General features: G+C 66.8%; 20 protein-coding genes and 1 pseudogene. 11 read left to right on the top strand and 10 right to left on the bottom strand.

The window, feature by feature from the left end:
• Window positions 1–58: 58 nt before the first annotated feature.
• The 3 genes from ABD089_RS06450 to ABD089_RS06440 form a co-directional block, all read right to left on the bottom strand.
• Window positions 59–580: a hypothetical protein gene (locus tag ABD089_RS06450; protein WP_343885433.1), complete on the bottom strand. Its 522-nt coding sequence runs from the start codon at window positions 578–580 to the stop codon at window positions 59–61.
• A gap of 60 nt (window positions 581–640) precedes the next feature.
• Window positions 641–985, bottom strand: a complete 345-nt coding sequence (locus tag ABD089_RS06445; RefSeq protein WP_343885432.1) for a hypothetical protein — start codon at window positions 983–985, stop codon at window positions 641–643.
• Window positions 986–1,303: 318 nt separating this feature from the next.
• Window positions 1,304–2,647 (bottom strand): hypothetical protein, encoded by a 1,344-nt coding sequence (locus ABD089_RS06440; protein WP_343885431.1) that lies wholly within the window; start codon window positions 2,645–2,647, stop codon window positions 1,304–1,306.
• A 143-nt stretch (window positions 2,648–2,790) separates the two neighbouring features.
• On the opposite strand from ABD089_RS06440, the gene ABD089_RS06435 reads away from it, so the two are divergent.
• The 9 genes and pseudogenes from ABD089_RS06435 (at window position 2,791) to ABD089_RS06400 (ending at window position 7,838) form a co-directional block, all read left to right on the top strand.
• The gene (locus tag ABD089_RS06435) at window positions 2,791–3,417 is read left to right on the top strand and encodes a type IV toxin-antitoxin system AbiEi family antitoxin domain-containing protein (protein ID WP_343885430.1); all 627 of its coding nucleotides are present in this window, start codon (window positions 2,791–2,793) and stop codon (window positions 3,415–3,417) included.
• On the top strand, window positions 3,414–4,289 hold the full coding sequence (locus ABD089_RS06430) for a nucleotidyl transferase AbiEii/AbiGii toxin family protein (protein ID WP_343885429.1): 876 nt from the start codon (window positions 3,414–3,416) through the stop codon (window positions 4,287–4,289). Before ABD089_RS06435 ends, ABD089_RS06430 begins: the two co-directional genes overlap by 4 nt.
• 39 nt (window positions 4,290–4,328) lie before the next feature.
• The gene (locus ABD089_RS06425) at window positions 4,329–4,493 is read left to right on the top strand and encodes a hypothetical protein (protein ID WP_343885428.1); all 165 of its coding nucleotides are present in this window, start codon (window positions 4,329–4,331) and stop codon (window positions 4,491–4,493) included.
• A pseudogene (locus tag ABD089_RS13805) lies at window positions 4,493–4,801 on the top strand (ArdC-like ssDNA-binding domain-containing protein); the annotation flags it as partial. The gene ABD089_RS06425 and the pseudogene ABD089_RS13805, both read left to right, overlap by 1 nt.
• A gap of 43 nt (window positions 4,802–4,844) precedes the next feature.
• Entirely contained in the window at window positions 4,845–5,756 is a 912-nt protein-coding gene (locus ABD089_RS06420) for a M78 family metallopeptidase domain-containing protein (protein ID WP_343885427.1), read from the top strand.
• 163 nt (window positions 5,757–5,919) lie between these two features.
• The gene (locus ABD089_RS06415) at window positions 5,920–6,435 is read left to right on the top strand and encodes a protein-tyrosine phosphatase family protein (protein ID WP_343885426.1); all 516 of its coding nucleotides are present in this window, start codon (window positions 5,920–5,922) and stop codon (window positions 6,433–6,435) included.
• 87 nt (window positions 6,436–6,522) lie between these two features.
• Window positions 6,523–7,206, top strand: coding sequence for a hypothetical protein (locus tag ABD089_RS06410; RefSeq protein ID WP_343885425.1), 684 nt, complete (start codon window positions 6,523–6,525; stop codon window positions 7,204–7,206).
• Window positions 7,207–7,275: 69 nt separating this feature from the next.
• A complete protein-coding gene (locus ABD089_RS06405) occupies window positions 7,276–7,479 on the top strand; it encodes a CopG family transcriptional regulator (protein WP_094763821.1) in 204 nt (67 codons plus the stop codon).
• Window positions 7,476–7,838, top strand: coding sequence for a type II toxin-antitoxin system death-on-curing family toxin (locus tag ABD089_RS06400; protein ID WP_301409164.1), 363 nt, complete (start codon window positions 7,476–7,478; stop codon window positions 7,836–7,838). Before ABD089_RS06405 ends, ABD089_RS06400 begins: the two co-directional genes overlap by 4 nt.
• A 26-nt stretch (window positions 7,839–7,864) precedes the next feature.
• Here ABD089_RS06400 and ABD089_RS06395 read toward each other — a convergent pair whose 3' ends face one another.
• The 5 genes from ABD089_RS06395 to cmtR form a co-directional block, all read right to left on the bottom strand.
• Window positions 7,865–8,368 (bottom strand): GNAT family N-acetyltransferase, encoded by a 504-nt coding sequence (locus tag ABD089_RS06395; protein ID WP_343885423.1) that lies wholly within the window; start codon window positions 8,366–8,368, stop codon window positions 7,865–7,867.
• Between the two features lie 82 nt (window positions 8,369–8,450).
• Window positions 8,451–9,605 carry a hypothetical protein gene (locus tag ABD089_RS06390; protein WP_343885422.1) on the bottom strand — a complete coding sequence of 385 codons (1,155 nt, stop codon included), beginning with the start codon at window positions 9,603–9,605 and terminating at the stop codon, window positions 8,451–8,453.
• 20 nt (window positions 9,606–9,625) lie between these two features.
• Complete coding sequence (locus ABD089_RS06385; RefSeq protein WP_343885421.1) at window positions 9,626–9,961, bottom strand: hypothetical protein; 336 nt, start codon at window positions 9,959–9,961, stop codon at window positions 9,626–9,628.
• A 188-nt stretch (window positions 9,962–10,149) separates the two neighbouring features.
• Window positions 10,150–10,737 carry a cadmium resistance transporter gene (locus ABD089_RS06380; protein ID WP_386769156.1) on the bottom strand — a complete coding sequence of 196 codons (588 nt, stop codon included), beginning with the start codon at window positions 10,735–10,737 and terminating at the stop codon, window positions 10,150–10,152.
• Window positions 10,737–11,087 (bottom strand): Cd(II)/Pb(II)-sensing metalloregulatory transcriptional regulator CmtR, encoded by a 351-nt coding sequence (gene cmtR / locus ABD089_RS06375; protein ID WP_343885420.1) that lies wholly within the window; start codon window positions 11,085–11,087, stop codon window positions 10,737–10,739. The genes ABD089_RS06380 and cmtR overlap by 1 nt, the downstream gene beginning before the upstream one ends.
• Before the next feature lie 220 nt (window positions 11,088–11,307).
• On the opposite strand from cmtR, the gene ABD089_RS06370 reads away from it, so the two are divergent.
• Window positions 11,308–12,390, top strand: a complete 1,083-nt coding sequence (locus ABD089_RS06370) for an IS110 family RNA-guided transposase (RefSeq protein ID WP_343885419.1) — start codon at window positions 11,308–11,310, stop codon at window positions 12,388–12,390.
• Between the two features lie 310 nt (window positions 12,391–12,700).
• Here ABD089_RS06370 and istB read toward each other — a convergent pair whose 3' ends face one another.
• Together istB and istA are read right to left on the bottom strand one after the other, a co-directional pair.
• Window positions 12,701–13,540, bottom strand: a complete 840-nt coding sequence (gene istB / locus ABD089_RS06365) for an IS21-like element helper ATPase IstB (RefSeq protein ID WP_343885418.1) — start codon at window positions 13,538–13,540, stop codon at window positions 12,701–12,703.
• Entirely contained in the window at window positions 13,537–14,787 is a 1,251-nt protein-coding gene (gene istA, locus ABD089_RS06360) for an IS21 family transposase (RefSeq protein WP_343885417.1), read from the bottom strand. The genes istB and istA overlap by 4 nt, the downstream gene beginning before the upstream one ends.
• A 245-nt stretch (window positions 14,788–15,032) precedes the next feature.
• On the opposite strand from istA, the gene ABD089_RS06355 reads away from it, so the two are divergent.
• Window positions 15,033–15,968 (top strand): aminoglycoside phosphotransferase family protein, encoded by a 936-nt coding sequence (locus ABD089_RS06355; RefSeq protein ID WP_343885416.1) that lies wholly within the window; start codon window positions 15,033–15,035, stop codon window positions 15,966–15,968.
• The last annotated feature ends 7 nt before the right edge of the window (window positions 15,969–15,975 follow it).

The raw sequence follows: 15,975 nt of genomic DNA, 5'->3' as shown, positions 1-15,975 counted from the left end.
TGCCCGCAACCACGGGCGACAGGACGACTCCCAGAACCACCGGACCTACAAAACGGGGTCAGCCCAACTTCAGCAAGTGGTTGATATTGCCCCGCATCGACTTGCTCGGCGCCGGCTCGAAGCCAGCAGCGCCAGCGCATGCCAAGAGCGTGACAGCGTCCTGTAGGTGTCTCGACGGGTTCACACTCGGGACCTGGTGGGCAGCCCCCTTCAGCGACAGAGCGGATGCGAGGTCTGGGAGGCGGATAACGCTCCCGCCGGGAAGCTCGCACCCAATGGTGCGCTTGAGAGCGGATCCAGATCCGGGAACCTTGACCAGTTCCCGTCCGAGATATCGAGGCGACCAGGACTCCCGATCAGGAACCATCAGGTCGACAGTCTCACCATCGCGCAGAAAGCGATGGAACGGGGCGGTCGCATCGACCGACTCGTGGGGCGTGAAGCCGAGCCCCACCAACGCAGCGGCGTGCGTGGCATAGGTGGAGGTCTGCAACTCCACGACGATGTCGGCATCATCAGTGGGCCGCTGATGCGTGATCCCGGCCAGATGCGCGTGGCAGTGCACCATCAACCCGCCCACCAGCACCCAACCGGCAGGATCCAGCGCCGCGTCGCGAGCTCCGCCAGCAGAGCGAAGGGGTCAGACCGCACGGGCAGCCTCCTCCAATGCCCGCGCGGCCGCTGCCGATTCGCGGGAATCGCCCAGCACATAGGTGTCGACCATCTGGCGGGCCCAGCGGTCGTCACGCACCCGCTCCACGACGACCAGATCCCCATCAGGATCCGCGAGCACTGGCTGTGTCGCCTCAAAACGGCCCAGGTCGTCCACCTGCGCAAACCGCATCCACGACTCCCCCGCCACCATCCCCAAGGACGACGCGGCAACCACGCTCGGACCGATCGGTTGAACGACCACCTCGCCGAGGCCGCGGTACCGCGCCCACGTGCCGACCCAAGCCGATGACGCCATTTGCTGCGCGCTCATGCCTCGCAGTGCTGTCCGGAGCCTGGAGCGTTCGGATGCAGCGATGGAATCCGCTGAGCCACCTGACAACAGGTCAAGGGCGGCCTGCCGGATCCGGGGTGACCACTTGCGGCCCCGGCATGTGGTTCGCAGCCACGCTTGGACAGCCAGATCATCCGTCGTTGATTGACGGCCAATCACCCGGGCCAGACCAAGGCTGCCATCGGTCAGGGCCCGTTGCACTGTACGCGGACTCACGCCCGCTATCCGGGCAGCCTCAGCGACGGTCACTTCCATACACATAACGTCGCATGAGCGACATATTGTGTCAATAAGGAGTCATGGCCGATCGTAACTGGTGGACCCGAAGTCGCCGGCGACCTGCCGCACCTCGACCTGGATCGCCCCACCCAAGCAGCGGCGTGGAGCCTTCCAGATGAGGTCACTGCGGCCAGCTGACCTTGCCAGTCCGGCCGCGTCGAACTCTTGCTGCAACCGCGGACGACGGCGATGGACCTCGCGCAACTCACGAACGACGGCATCGAAATCGTCTCCTTGGCCAGCGGCGACGGCGAACCGCCGGGCGCGAACCAGGAGACTCGCCGCGACACGGTAGTGCCGCGCACCCGTCTCACGAAGCTCATCGTCGGCCAGCCGGACCAAGACAGGCACAGCCTCTTCGGGGTGGGAGGGGCCCCTCGCCTCAGCCAGCTCGCCCCACAAGCCAGCGCCCACCAGGTCCGCGTGCTCGTGGGCCACCTGCCACGCGGTATCCACATCAGCCAGCTGACGCAAAAGGAAGGCCACGGCCTCCCACGGGCGTTCGATGAGGCGCCCAACCACCTGCTGCTGCAGTCCTGGCCATCTGTCGCCCGCCGCTGCGTGCACCTGCGCCGCGGTGCTCTGGTTCGGCCATCGCTCAAACAGCTCCAGGCTGGACGGCAACACCTCGCCGGGGCGGTGTTCTGCAAGCAAGTCCCGCCACAATCTGCCTGCCCGGAGCGCCTGGTGCTCGGGCGGCATCAAGGCCGCCCGCCGGGCCCAGTCAATGGCCCGCTCCACCTCCGTGATCTCAACGAATGCCTCAGCCGTCTCCAGCGCCCACGCCGAAACCGACCCGTCCCTGGCATGAGTGGCGATGATCGCCTCCGCATCACGGTCCAGCACGGCGAGCCGTCGGGCATTGTGCTCCAGCACGAACCTCTCGTGCGAGTAGCCGTCGCGCGCCTGCGCACACCCAGCCAGGTCGGACTCCCGTCGGGCCAGTTCCGCGCGGTAATGCGCGATGCCCGCTTCCCCCAGCACCGGGGCGTAGGCCACCGGATCCAGGGTGAAGAAGTCGCACTCCTCGTCGAACTGGAACTTGATCATCCATGCCACCAGCCGTGCCACCGGCACCTTGGCCGCCGTGGCCGTCACCGGATGCAGCGCGATCAGACGCTGACAGGCATCCCCGATGATCCCGGACGAATCATCGGCACGCATGATGATCCGAAGCGACGACATCAAGGCCCGCTGACACACGTCATGGACCACCGAGGCATCCTCGACGCCCACCGCCCCCTCGAGGATGTCAACCGCCTCGTGCATCCGGGAACCGTGCTCATTGGCCGCCCGATACCGGTGCAGGTCGCCACTCGAGCGGATCAAGGGCAAGACCTCGTCGGCCAGGTCGCTTCGCATGCAGACCATCCTGCCATCGGCGACACTCATAGCAGGGTCACCAGCGATTCGCCCTGCATCACAGAACCAAGAAGCCTCGCTCACACCCATCAATATGCATCCAGACCCCTACAGGGTAGTCTTTTGCATACTGGAGGTGAGATGTGAAGACGACAGGTGTCCCGGCCGCCCTGGCCGCTGCCCCGCTGCGCACAGTGCGCCCCGTGATGTTGCGCGACCTGTATGCGAACCCGGAGAAGGAGCTCCTACGCCTGCAACGCGCCGGACGTGTCGTGCGCATCGCCCCAGGCACCTACACCGTCAAACCCGACGACGTCGACCCTGACATGCCCTGGCGACCCAACCCCGAGGAAGCGGCCATGGCCTACGCCACAGCCCAGTATGGCGACCGCATCCCCGTCCTGTACGGCATCGGCGCCGCCCGCTTCCACCACGCCATCCCCCGCGCCATCGCCACCACAGTCATCGCCGTCCCGCAGCAGCACCGACCCGTCGTCCTCACCGACCAGACACAGGTGACGTTCACCACCACCGACGTCGACGCACTCGACGCCCGGCTCGAGACCGGCCGCCTGGGCGCCTTCCTCGTCACCACCCCCGAACAGACCTTTGTCGACCTGATCGCCCGACCCCAGCTTGGAGGCCTGTCCAACGAAGCCAGCGCAGCCGTCAAGGCCTTGGCCGCGCACGTCGACCCCGAAACTGCGTTGGGTATCGCGAACCCACGAGCGAGAACCCTCGCCCGGGCTGTCGAGGAGGCACTGCCATGACCACCCCAGAACACGACCACACCCCTACTGCTCGGCGCTCCCCCAGAGTGACACGGCAACCAGCCACCGCCGGGTCGCACAAGCTCTCGGACGCGGATGCGCGTCGCCAGATGGAGCACTACGGCGTTCCCCGCGAGTCGATCGAGCACGACTTCGTCATCTCACATGTCCTGGCGGCCATCGCTCCCCTGCGCGACCAGTTCGTCTTCTACGGCGGAACTGCACTCAGTCGCACCATCCTTGATGGCCTGCGTCTCAGCGAAGACATCGACCTACTCTCCATCGGACCCCGCCCAGCCGCGGCCCAGGCACTGGACGGCGCGATCCGCACACGACTGGCCCGAACCTTCGGCCGCATCACGGCAGAACCCTCCCTCACCACGGCGAAGCGAGACACCGACCCCTGCATCTACCGGATCGGGAACACCGCGCTGCGGATCCAGCTCATCGATGGACGCAACTACATCCCACTCCCCCGCTGCACCACCCTGGTCCATCAGCACTACCACGGCCTGCTCGACATCGAGCTCAACACCCTAACCCCAGAAGGATTCGTGGTGGCCAAGACCATGGCCTGGAGTGACACCACCCGCAACGCACCCCGCGACCTCTACGACCTTTGGGCCTTGGCCACCGCCGGACACATCACCGCCGAAGCAGCACGCACCTATCGACGCATCGGCCCGACGGGCGGCTACCCCAAGCCCTGGAACCTCCCCACAGGCGCCCCTTCCCCTGACGAATGGTTCGCCTCCTTGAACCACCAGTGCCAGCCGCAGGTCACTCCCCAAGAAGCCCACGACGTCACCCTCGCAGCCTGGCACCGCGCCGTGACCGTTGCAGAGCAGTCGCCGCTCCAGACGGAGCACTGACCGGCCGGCACGGTCAAGACCCCCACGGCTTGGGTGGGCATGACACGCCCTGACGAACTGAGCGCCGATCGTCCCCTCGTCATCGAACAGCTGCTCCTCGAGGCCGACGAACTCAGCGCCGCCGGCGCATCCCACGACCAGGTCGACGACCTCATCCACGCCGCCCTGGAACTACTCACCGCCCAGACCCCGGCGGTGCGGTGATGGCCCGCCGACCACCCACCGAAACCCAGAAGGCAGAACGAGGCGAACAACTCGAGCACCTGCACGCGCAGATTGCCGACAAGGCCGCCGACCTCACCAGCTCCGAGCAGTGGCAGGCCTGGCTGCGCGTCGCGAGCCGCTTCCACCAGTACAGCTTCAACAACACCATCCTGATCTGGACCCAACGACCCGACGCCACCCTCGTCGCCGGCTACACCACCTGGCAGAAGAGTTTCCACCGCCAGGTCACCCGCGGCGAACACGGCATCCGCATCCTCGCGCCCGTCACCCGCCGCCTCCAAACTCAAGCCCGACGGCACACCCGTCCTCGACGACAAGGGCAAACCCCTCATGGCCACCCAGATTGTCGGGGTCAAACCGGCCAGCGTCTTCGACATCAGCCAAACCACCGGCGACCCCGTCCCCGAACCACCCCGCCCCGCCCTGCTCACCGGCCAAGCACCCGACGGACTCTGGCAAGCCCTCGCCACACTCGTCGGCGACCGGGGCTTCCGCCTCGAGCGGGGCGACTGCCACGGCGCGAACGGCTACACCGACTACACCACCCGAACCGTGAAGATCCGCGACGACGTCGACGACGCCCAGGCCGTCAAAACCTTGGCCCACGAACTCGGCCACGTCCTACTCCACAACCCCACCACCGACGCGACCCCGGTCTGTCCGGGCAGTCGCGAAGTCGAGGCCGAATCCGTCACCTACCTCGTCACCGCCGCCCACGGCCTCGACAGCAGCCAGTACACCTTCACCTACGTCGCCGGCTGGGCCGAACAAGCACTCCCCCACCACCCCGAAGGCACCACCATCGCCGACGTCATCCACACCACCGGCACCCGCGTCCTCAAGACGGCGCACCAAATCCTCGATGCCACCGCTGCACCAGACAGCACACGCTTCGTTGGCCAAGCCCTCGCAGAGACAGTCGCCCGCAACGTCGCGGCAGACCGCACGGCGATGCTGCCCGAACGCGCCGGCTCCCAGGTGGGACTCAGGGACGCGGCGATCTTCAGACCCTCCCACCAGGTTGAGGTGCCCGGGTCATCCCTCGGTCGCGAGTCCTGCAGCTCCACGTCTGTGACAGTGGCGGGCATCTGGGCGCCTTGTGAGCGGACGAGCACATTTCCTGCCGCCCAGACGAACCAGACCCGTGCGGATGGCACCGTCGCGCTCGTCGTCCAACGGAGCGCTTCGTTCGCCCGCAAGCCACAGGCGGTCGCGGAGGTTGGTGGACACCCGCGACAGTGAGTAAGGCTGCGGACTCGCGGTCACCTGGCTTGTGTGGTTGCTGGTGGTGCGCGGCCAGACATGGTCGAGCAGGCACAGGCCCACCGCAGCCAGCAATTGCCCGCTTCAGCGGTCAGTGTTTTTCAGATGTCATGGTCCAAGTCATGCCAGCAGTGTCGTCGGAATGGACAGCTCCGCCAGCGAATGTTCGCTCCGGCAGCGGCAAGAGAGCGCGACAGCCGAAGGCTACGCACCACGCGTCAAGAGAGTGTCTTCTGGCGGGCACACTGGATGCAGTGGGAGCCCGGCGGCGAGGCGTGGCGGAGTTGCCGAGCGGGCGCCTGGTTCGTGGGCGCCGCTGGTCAGCACGCACCACTACTCCCGCCGAGCACGGCCTCTACGCCTTGTGGCACGACCCGAATCCCCATGGCCGTACACCTGGTTGAAATGGCCAGACTTCGGGCTGCCCCTGTCCCGGGAGGCAGCATGGGCTGGAATCGAGCGGGCATGGCGATTGGCGGAGGTCGAGCGGGTGGAGGTGGCCTGCGGTGGCGGACGGGGCCGTACGGGGACTGCTCTGGCTGCTATGGCCATACTGGACGGGCTCGAGGCAGATGCAGCTGTCGCTTGGGTGCGGGATGTGTACGACCCTGGCGCCGTCGAGTCCCCCTGGCAACGCGGGTGGCTACGCCGGCATTGAGAATAGGACCAGGACAATCACCCCACGGTCTGCGGCATGTCCGTGCGATGGTCGATGGTGCGTGCCTAGCCTCTCTAGGATGCTGGCATGGACCCTCGACTGGAAGTGCTGACTCGCCCCAGGGACGGGGCGTCGGCCACAGTCGAGGAGGAGCACGGGGCCACAACGGTCACGCTGTCTTGGGCGGATGGCGCGGAACTGCAGGCGGTACAGTACCGGGAGAACGGTGTCATCCACGCCTATCTCCACGGTTGTGGCATGGGTCACGACTGGGCTTCAGCAGCTCACGTTGAGATCTTTCTGGAGACTCTGGCTTCCCACCCCACGCGCCGTTGGCGCTCTCGCTTCTCCACTCGGGTCGGGTTCGCCGACCACGAATGGTGGCTCGGAAGCCGCTTCGTCCTCCAAGGTCGCCTGCCGGATGCATCGTTCCCGGCATTGCCGGGTGGTGGATCCGCCGCCACGTGGTTCGCCCTCTTCGACGATGGCTGGCTCGTCGCCCATTCCACCGCCGGCGCAGCCATAGCCACGGTGGGAGCCCCCGAAGAGCACTGTTCCGAAGCGCAGGTCTTCAGCTCTGACGGGCGAATCCTTCGCCTGCACGAGGGCTATGACGGCTATGACGGGATCCTCGGTGTCGACTGCCTCCCCCTGGGCGGGGTCACCGAGCTGCTTCGTAGCGCCAAGAACCCCACTCCGACCGGTCTCGACGACGCGGCCCTCATGGCCTGGCACATCGAGAACAGCCGCTCCGCTGTAAGAACCATCTGATTTCGCGGGAAACGGTCGCGCCTTTCCGATCGCGGCATGAGTGCGATACCACATTGGTATCATGGAGTCATGGCAATGACTCTGCGGTTGACCGAGGACGATGAGCGAGTTCTCGCACGTCTGGCACAGGACGAGGGGATCAGCCGTCAGGAGGCCACGATCCGGGCGATTCACGAGGCGGCCGAGCGGCGGGGGCATGAGCGCAAGGTGTCGGGTTCGTCCCGTCGAGCTCGTGCGCGCTATGCCGACGTGCTGGAGCGACTCGGGCAGTGACCGAGTACCTCGACCTGGAGGACCTGCTCGCGCTGGTCGACGACCTGCAGGTTGGTCCATTGCGTGACTTGGGCCTGCTGGACTCGGCGGCCCATCGGCCGCGAACAAGCCTGTGGGGTCGTGAGGCGTACCCGAGTCTGGACGAGAAGGCTGCTGCACTGTTGGAATCGCTGGTCCGCAACCACGCTCTCGTGGATGGGAACAAGCGCCTCGGGTGGCTCGCCACCGTCGTCTTCCTCGACATCAATGGCGCCTGGGTGGAGGCGCCGGATGACGACGCCTACGACTTGGTCATCGCTGTGGCCAGTGGGCGCCTGAGCCTCCCCGAGATTGCCGACGCGCTCGCCCGCTGGCACTAGACCGCCGCGGCAAGAGCGGGCGTCGATCAGTGCTTGCGCAGCTCCATCTCGATGAAGTCGTAGGTGCTGCCGTTGGTGGCCTGCGTGTACGTCCGGATGGTGGCGAAGCCGGCTGCTTCGTAGACCTTTGTGGCCCGCTGGTTGAATGCCGCAACGCTCAGCGTGACCGGTGACTGCGTGAGCCCTTCGGTCTCCAAGAGGGCCAAGGCAGCCTGCAGGAAGCTGAGGCCACGGCCGCCTCCGGTCAGATCGGGGCGGAGGCCGAGGCTGATCTCGCAACGGTCGTCATCGCGTGTGTCTGCTGTGAAGAAGCCCACGAGGTCTTCGTGGTGGCGGACCTGCCAGAACCGGTCGGGCCATTGGGCGGGAGTGACGAACTCCTTGTAGTCCTCCATGTCAGCCGTGGCGTCGTAGAAGTCATAGGGCGCGGGGTACTTCCAGTGGTCAGCGACCACCTGGGCTGCCTCGACGGTCATTGGGGTGAAGGTCAGGCGCTCGCGCCAGTCGTTGCGGTCTGAAGTGTTCGCCATGCGACGAGTTTCGCGGGTCGCCGGGGGCACGGCAACGCAAATCTCGGCGAACCGCAACGTCCGACTTTCGGCGTGACAGCGCTCACACGCACCTGGGCGACGGCGCAGATCTTGAGTGAGGCACATCCGGGACTGCGCGAGCTCTGCCCGCTGGCACCGTCGCCGGCGCCGAAACAGGGCTCATCAGGAGGTAGCTCGACTGCAGGGCCCGGTCAGCACCTCGCACGGTCGCGTTACCCACCGCGGCCAGCTTCGCGAGCACTGGTTCGGGGACTGTCACGTTTGCGCGTCCCTCGAGGCGCTCGAGTTTGAGCCACACCACCTGCAGCTCTGGACCGTTGGGCGGCAGCGCGGCTGCCAGCATTGGGGCAACCAGCTCCGCTGGCGCCTTCAAAGAACCGGGGTGAACGGGCTGGCTGCTGACGACGGCCACATGCCGCGTCAGGCTCAGGGCCGTGACCGCAGCATCCCAGGACCGCGACTCGCCTCGACCAACGGGAACGTCACGGCTGGCGCGCATGAGCCTCGTGGTGGCAGCCATCAGGTCCGGGTCGACCCGCTCCCCCGGCGACATCAGCTTGTCCCACACCCGGTGGTGTTCACCCCACGCCCGCAAGCTCTTGGCCAGCGCCGGCTTGATCGCGTCGCGGTAGTCCACGAGCGCTTCGCTGCTCCGCCTCGCCTGGGCTTGGGAGATCGCGTCCACCGCCCCCAGCACCGAACCCGCGGCCCGGGCCGTCACCAACTGCGTCATCACCGACGGCCGCAGCGCACTGCGATCCACAGCACGCGCCCACTCCATCACCGCCGCGCCGAACTCACTGCCCAGATCGGGACGATGCTGGCCCGGTGCCTGGCCATGCAGGGCCGCATCCAGGCCCAGCTCGACCGCCCGTACCGCCCCCAGCACTTCACCGTCCCCCGCCCTGGCAGACACCCCCGAGGTGGCGTGAGCCGCCAAGTACGCGACATGCACCAGCTCACGCTCCACACCAGGCCCGGGCTGAATCTGACCGATGGCATCCGCCACGGCCACCATCGCCGGCGCCGGAGCCTCTGTCTTCCAGGAACGCGACTGCAGCACGTGGGTCAGCGCCGACGCCGACACCCCCAGAATCGACGCAACACGATCCGCGTCGTGCCTGGCTCGCTGCCTGGCAGCGTCCATGACGTAGGCCAAGCCCATCACCGATGCCGCCACGTCACCGGGATCGTCGATGAGGAGGCGACGGGCCAACCGGTCTGCCTGCAACGGCCTCAGCGCAGACACCGGTACTCCCCGACCAGATCGCACACCAACGCGACCACCGCACTCGTCCCGGCCGGATAGGCGCCAATCGCCACCCGACGCAGCTCCCGCTCAACCTCCTCCAACACCGCCAGGACGCCGACCTGCTCGACCTCCACCGGAACGGGAACCACGTCGGGCTCCAACAACCCGGTGGCGGACCACAGCGCCTCGTTCACCGCCGTGTCCCGCTGGAAGGCCCCCAGCTCCTCCAGATCCCACGTCGCCAACCGGGAACGCTCCGCCGCGGTCATCAACAACCCGACCACGCGCTCCAGGCTCCGCACACCCTCCGCTGCCACCATCACCACCGCTCCTTCCAGCCACGCCCACCACGGGCTGGCTCACTTCCCCCAACACCGCGCCGGGGGACCCGTGCCGATGGCCACAGATGGGGCGACGACGTCCAGTGACGAACTGTCAACGACGGCCGAAAAGTGAGCAAAAATCGACGCCTGAAAACTGAGCAGGTCCGGGCGCCGTCCGACTGAGATCACAGGCCAAAAGCGCCTCCTTGGACAAGGATCACGACGCCCAAGATGATCAGGACGAGTGGGAACAGGATGTGTTCGGACTTCTCGAGGGCCTCGTCGATGCCCGGCCGGGTGGCCACGAACTTCGCAATGGCCACGAGGACTGCGACGAACAGCAGGAAGACTGCGCAGTAGGTCAGGATGCTGGCTGGACTGACACTGAGGAAGACGGGGACGTAGACACCGATGTTGTCCCCGCCATTGGCGAAGGTCACAGCCGCGACGGTCAACGGCGCGACCTTCTTGCGGTCATCGAGCTCGTCATCGTCCTCGCCCTGCCATGCCTCCCATGCGGCGCGAAGCCCCAAGAGCAGGGGGATCAGACCGAAGTAGGGGATGGCGGATTCCGGCAGGGCCAGGCTCGCGCCCCAAGTAGTCAGGAGAGCCGCGCCAAGGATGCCCAGGAATCCCAGGTACTGACCCACGACGATGCGTCGCGTGGTTCCTGCGCGGCCAGCGCCACGAGCGAAGAACAGCGACAACACGATGACGTCGTCGATGTTGGTCGCGACGAACAGGCCGACGGCCTGGATCATGGTGGCCAACATCAGCGGACCTCCTGGCAGGCGCTATCGCTGCAGGCCGGATCGAGACAGGGTGCGGCGTCGTTCACGGCCAGTGTCACCTCGACCAGCGAAGTGAGGGCGTCGCGCAGGTGATGATCGGCGATGTCGTAGCGGACCTTGCGCCCCTGCATCTCGGCCACGACAATGCCGCAGTCACGCAGGCAGGCCAGATGGTTCGACACGTTCGACCGGGTCAGGTCCAGACTCTGGGCGAGTTCGGCGGGATACGAGGGCGCATCCAGCAGGCTCAACAGGATGCGCGCTCTGGTGGGGTCAGCCAGGGCCCGTCCGATGCGGTTCAGGGCGTCAAGACGCGAAGCAATGGTCAGCATGTGCTGAATAGTACAGCAGCAGCTGACGTGTTGATGGGTGAGCCCTGGCGCGAGGTGGGGTGCCCCCCAGCCACGCATCTTCTTCTCTGCCCCTAGACGGTATGGGTGACTCGATCGGGGGTGAGGCTCTGGCAGGCCGGGGCCTCGCCGCGCAACGATTCGTGGGTTGCCGGACAGGGGCGGCCTGTCTGGCCTTTCCGACATACGTGGGAGGCCCCGGTTGTTTACCGAGCGTACGAGTGTTGGCCTGGATGTGCATGCCCGCTCCGTGGTGGCGCATGCGATGGACGTCCAGACCGGCGAGATCTTCAAAGCAAGACTCTGCCCCGACCCGGTCGAAGTGACCGGCTGGATCAAGGCCCTGCCCGGACCAGCGGCGGCGATCTATGAAGCCGGCCCAACCGGCTATGGCCTGGCCAGGACGTTGCTGGCCAGTGACATCAGGACGGTCGTTGCGGCCCCATCCAAACTGCAACGCCCCTCAGGCAGCCGCGTGAAGACCGATGCGATCGACGCCGAACACCTGTCAACGTTGTTGCGGCTGGATGCGTACTCGGCGGTCACGGTCCCCGACGAGCTCACCGAAGCTGCCCGCGATCTGGTCCGCGCCCGCGAGGACTGCCGCAGTGACTTGATGCGTGCCAGGCATCGGTTGTCGAAGCTCCTGCTGCGCCACGGGATCGTCTATTCGGGCGGGCAGACCTGGAGCAACGCGCATGACGCCTGGCTCAAGCGGCAGCGCTTCGACTCGCCCTTGGTTCAGGCCGCGTTCGACGAAGCCTACGACAGTGTTGTCACGATCACGGCGCGCCGTGATCGTCTCGATGAACGCATCGCCGCGATGGCTGCCGACAGTCCGTGGAGCGACACCGTCCGTCGGCTCGGCTGTTTGCGCGGGATCTCCACTCTGACTGGGTTCGGGTTGGCGGTCGAGATCGGCGACTGGACCCGGTTCACCGGCAACTCGATCGGCTCGTTCGTCGGCCTGATCCCCTCGGAGAACTCGTCCGGCCAGTCCCGCTCGCTCGGGCCGATCACCAAGACCGGCAACAGTCACGCGCGCCGACTCCTGGTTGAGGCCGCCTGGCATCACCAGCACCGCTACGTTCCCGGCAAGACGATCCGTGACCGCTGGGACCTCGCGTCCCCGGCCGCCCGGGCCCGCGGTGACCTGGGCAACCGGCGGTTGAACCACCGCTGGAACCAGTTCAAAGCCCGCAAGAAGCGACCCATCGTCGCCAACGCCGCGATCGCCCGCGAACTCGCCGACTGGTGCTGGTCGCTCGCCGTCCTCGAGGACTGAACTCGAGGCCACAAACTTGGCCCGAGGACCGGCAGGCGAAGAGGTGACGCAGCGACCGGACCGACCCGCGATACAACTATGAGCAGCCGCCCTGACCGGCGGCGACGCTCGATCCTAGACACGCGTGACGTTCCGAGCCGAAAGCACCGTCCTGCGGTAACCAACCCGCGAATATCAGACTGACATCGCCGTCGACAGACACGCGAAACCCCTCGTCAAAACCACTTCGGGCCAACACAAGGAGAGGCGCCACCCGGCATCCAGCCCGGCGGCGCCTCATCCTGCCCTCTTGACAGGAACCACACCCATATCAGTTGTTGCGGTCTTTGGTGAGGAGTTCTCGGCGGGCGCGGGTGCGGTAGGACTCGCCTGAGAGGGCGAGGACTTCGGCATGGTGGACGAGGCGGTCGATCATGGCGGCGGCGATGACGTCGTCGGAGAAGGTTTCGCCCCAGCGGCCGAAGGGCAGGTTGCTGGTGACGATGATGGAGCCTTGTTCGTAGCGGGACGCGACGAGTTGGAAGAACAGGTTGGCTGCGTCGGCGTCGAAGGGCAGGTAGCCGACCTCGTCGACGATGACCAGGCGGTACCGCTTGATCTTCTTGAGTTCGGCGTCGAGTTGCCCTGCCTGATGGGCGGTCTGGAGTCGGCTGATCCAGGCGCTGGCGGTGTCGAACAGGACGCTGTGGCCGTTTTGCGCGGCCTTGATCCCCAGGCCGATCGCGAGGTGGGTCTTGCCGATGCCGGGCGGCCCGAGCAGGACCACGTTCTCGGCCTTCGACACGTAGGTGGAGTTGGCGAGGTGGGCGAGCAGGTCGCGGCGTAGGGACGGGAGGTGGTCGTAGTTGAAGTCCTCGAGGGTCTTCATGGCTGGGAAGTGGGCGGTGCGGATCCGCATCATGGTGCCGGCGGCTTCCCGGTCGGCGGCTTGGCGTTCGAGGACGGCGGCGAGGTATTGCTCGTGGGACCAGCCCAGGTCGCGGGCCTGGTCGGCGATCTCGGACCAGGTCTTGGCGATGGTGGGCATCTTGAGCACGCGGGTGAGGAAGGCGAGCTGGGAGGCGATCCGTTCCCCGTCCTGACTGGTAGACGCTGTGAAGCCCGTGGTGGTGGTGGGCTGGGTGTTCGGGGCGGTGGTCTTGCTGGTCATGAGGCTCCTTGGTGGGTGTGGAAGTCGACGCCGAACAGGGCGTCGTAGTCGGGCAGGGCGCGGATCGCGACGACGTGTCCGTCGTCGTGGGCGCGGGTGGTCGGGGTGTGGCGGGCGCGCTGGTTGTAGGCGTGGCGCAGGTCGTGGGCGATGCGCTGGTGGGCGGGGTCGGTGATCGTCTGGCCCGTCGCCCAGCAGCGGGTGTGGAGCCCGACCAGGGCGTCGTCACACAGGATCCGGACCTGGTCGTCGGTGGTGGTCGCGGTCACGAACCGGCCGATCGCGCGCGGGTCCGCGGAGTAGTCGTTGCCGTCGACACGGATGTAGTAGTCGCGGGCGAGGCGGACTCGGTGGTGCAGACCCACGACGGGCGGCAAGGGTGGCAGGTCGAGCATCGCGGCCCGATCCGTGGTCCAGCGTTCGGTGGGGCTGGCCCCGAGGGCGCGGATACGGCGCTGGTTGGCGTGGGTGGCCAGCCAGTCGGTGACCTGGGTGTTGAAGTCGGCGGGGCTGGTGAAGACCCGGCCGGGCAGGAAGGACGTTTCGAGGTAGCCGTTGCGGCGTTCGACCAGGCCCTTGAACTCCGGGTCGCGGGGCGGGGCGAGGTGGAGGCGGACACCCAGTGTGCCGGTGAACGCGGCGGCCTCGGCCGAGGGTTTGCCGGTGCCGCCGATCGCGGCTTCCCGATCCCACACCAGCGTTCGCGGGACGCGCCCCCACTGGGTAAGGATGTGCCACATGCCGGCCAGGATGTCGCCGGCCTTGCGGGAACAGATCATCACCGCGCTGGTGTGGCGGGAGTAGCCGCAGGTCATGGTCAGCACCGGCAGGATCCGTTCGGTGCCGTGGCCGACGGGGATGGGTGTGGCGGGGAACCACAGGTCGCACTGGGCGAGTTCGCCGGGCTGGTAGGTGATCCGGTCGGTGGGGTCTGGTGGCTGGAAGTACGGGCGCAGGATGCGGATGCGGTCCTTGAGGATGGTCATGGAGTGGCGCCAGCCGATGCGTTCGGCGATCACGGTCGCGGGCATCGTCGGGTACTGCGCGAGGAGTTGGCGGATCTGTGTCTCGAACGGGTCGACCAGCGACCCGGACGGTGGGCGGTGGTACTGGGGTGGCCGGTCGGACTTGAGCGCGGCGGCGACGGTGTTGCGGGAGATGCCCAGATGGCGGGCGATGGCGGCCTTCGAGAGGCCCTCAGCACGGTGCAGCCGACGGATCTCGGCCCAGTCCTCCACAGTGATCACCCCTGACAGGTTCCTCCGGGCTGCTCAGTTTTCGCCCGTCGTTTCCTGCATAGGTTTCACCCGTCGTCGACACGAACACCGGCGCTGCACGGCTGCAAAGGAAGCGACACCGACCTCCTCGATGAATCCGATCTGAGGGGTGAGCAGAACCCTGGCCCTCACCTGACTGACAGCACGGCAACGCCAGCTGGATTCTTCACGAAAATCACTGGCCCCCTTCAGCCCATGCGTGGAATCGTGACCCTGTGACCCCGGACTTGGCCGGCACCGCGAACCGCACTCCTGACATCGACGTGGTGAGGCAGCTGGTGCGCGAACAAGCGCCCCAGCTGGAGCGGTTGCCCATCAGCCCCAGCCTGGATGCGGGGAGCAGCAACTGGGTCTTCCGGCTCGGCGACGACCTGGCAGTCCGCCTACCTCGCACCGACGACTATGTCGAAGCCATCGAGAACGAAGAGCTGTGGTTGCCGCGAGTCACTCCAGCCACCAGCGCGCCGACGCCGGAGCTCATCGTGTTCGGGAAGCCATCGGCCACGTTCAAACGTCCGTGGGCAATCGTGTCCTGGATCAGCGGCAATCGCCTCGGGGGACTGGGGCCCGCCGAGCAACACGTCCTGGCGCAGGACCTCGGAGCCTTCCTGCAGCAGCTCCATCGCGTGGATGTCGCCGGCACGCCCACCGGAGCCGAACGGTGGGGTTATCGCTGCGGTGAACCGGTCACAGATCAGAGCGATGCCTGGGCCGACGAGGCCGCCGACGCGCTCGCGGATCTCTTCGACCCCGCCGCCGTGCGCGAAGCCTGGCGCCGAGTCCACAATGTTCCCCCGGCCACCACCACGCCGTGCTTGGTACACACCGACCTATCCTCCGAAAATATCCTTGTCCACGCCGACGGACACCTGGCCGGAGTGATCGACTTCGGATCATGTGGCATCGGCGACCCCGCCATCGACCTCCTCTACGCCTGGAGCTTCCTGGACCCTCCAGCACGCCGAACATTGCGCGAGGCCGCAGGCGCTGACGAAACCACATGGCTCAGAGCCCGCGCCCACGCCTTCACCGGCCCCGGCCTGCTCACCCTGCACGGTTACCGCACCACCATGCCCGAACGAACAGCCCGCCTCACCAGACTCGTGCGAGCCATCGCCGCCGAAGTCGACGTCGACCTCGACCGACACTGAGCACGCG

This window comes from Luteococcus sanguinis (genome assembly GCF_039527675.1).
GTDB lineage: Bacteria > Actinomycetota > Actinomycetes > Propionibacteriales > Propionibacteriaceae > Luteococcus > Luteococcus sanguinis.
This window is presented reverse-complemented; position numbering and strand designations above follow the sequence as displayed.

Coding starts and splice junctions, on each gene's coding strand:
- ABD089_RS06420 (WP_343885427.1), top strand. CDS start 4,845: ATGGCCACCCAGATTGTCGGGGTCAAACCGGCCAGCGTCTTCGACATC.
- ABD089_RS06430 (WP_343885429.1), top strand. CDS start 3,414: ATGACCACCCCAGAACACGACCACACCCCTACTGCTCGGCGCTCCCCC.
- ABD089_RS06425 (WP_343885428.1), top strand. CDS start 4,329: ATGACACGCCCTGACGAACTGAGCGCCGATCGTCCCCTCGTCATCGAA.
- cmtR (WP_343885420.1), bottom strand. CDS start 11,087: ATGCTGACCATTGCTTCGCGTCTTGACGCCCTGAACCGCATCGGACGG.
- ABD089_RS06385 (WP_343885421.1), bottom strand. CDS start 9,961: ATGGTGGCAGCGGAGGGTGTGCGGAGCCTGGAGCGCGTGGTCGGGTTG.
- ABD089_RS06445 (WP_343885432.1), bottom strand. CDS start 985: ATGAGCGCGCAGCAAATGGCGTCATCGGCTTGGGTCGGCACGTGGGCG.
- ABD089_RS06440 (WP_343885431.1), bottom strand. CDS start 2,647: ATGCGAAGCGACCTGGCCGACGAGGTCTTGCCCTTGATCCGCTCGAGT.
- ABD089_RS06410 (WP_343885425.1), top strand. CDS start 6,523: ATGGACCCTCGACTGGAAGTGCTGACTCGCCCCAGGGACGGGGCGTCG.
- ABD089_RS06380 (WP_386769156.1), bottom strand. CDS start 10,737: ATGTTGGCCACCATGATCCAGGCCGTCGGCCTGTTCGTCGCGACCAAC.
- ABD089_RS06415 (WP_343885426.1), top strand. CDS start 5,920: ATGGACAGCTCCGCCAGCGAATGTTCGCTCCGGCAGCGGCAAGAGAGC.
- ABD089_RS06395 (WP_343885423.1), bottom strand. CDS start 8,368: ATGGCGAACACTTCAGACCGCAACGACTGGCGCGAGCGCCTGACCTTC.
- ABD089_RS06405 (WP_094763821.1), top strand. CDS start 7,276: ATGGCAATGACTCTGCGGTTGACCGAGGACGATGAGCGAGTTCTCGCA.
- istB (WP_343885418.1), bottom strand. CDS start 13,540: ATGACCAGCAAGACCACCGCCCCGAACACCCAGCCCACCACCACCACG.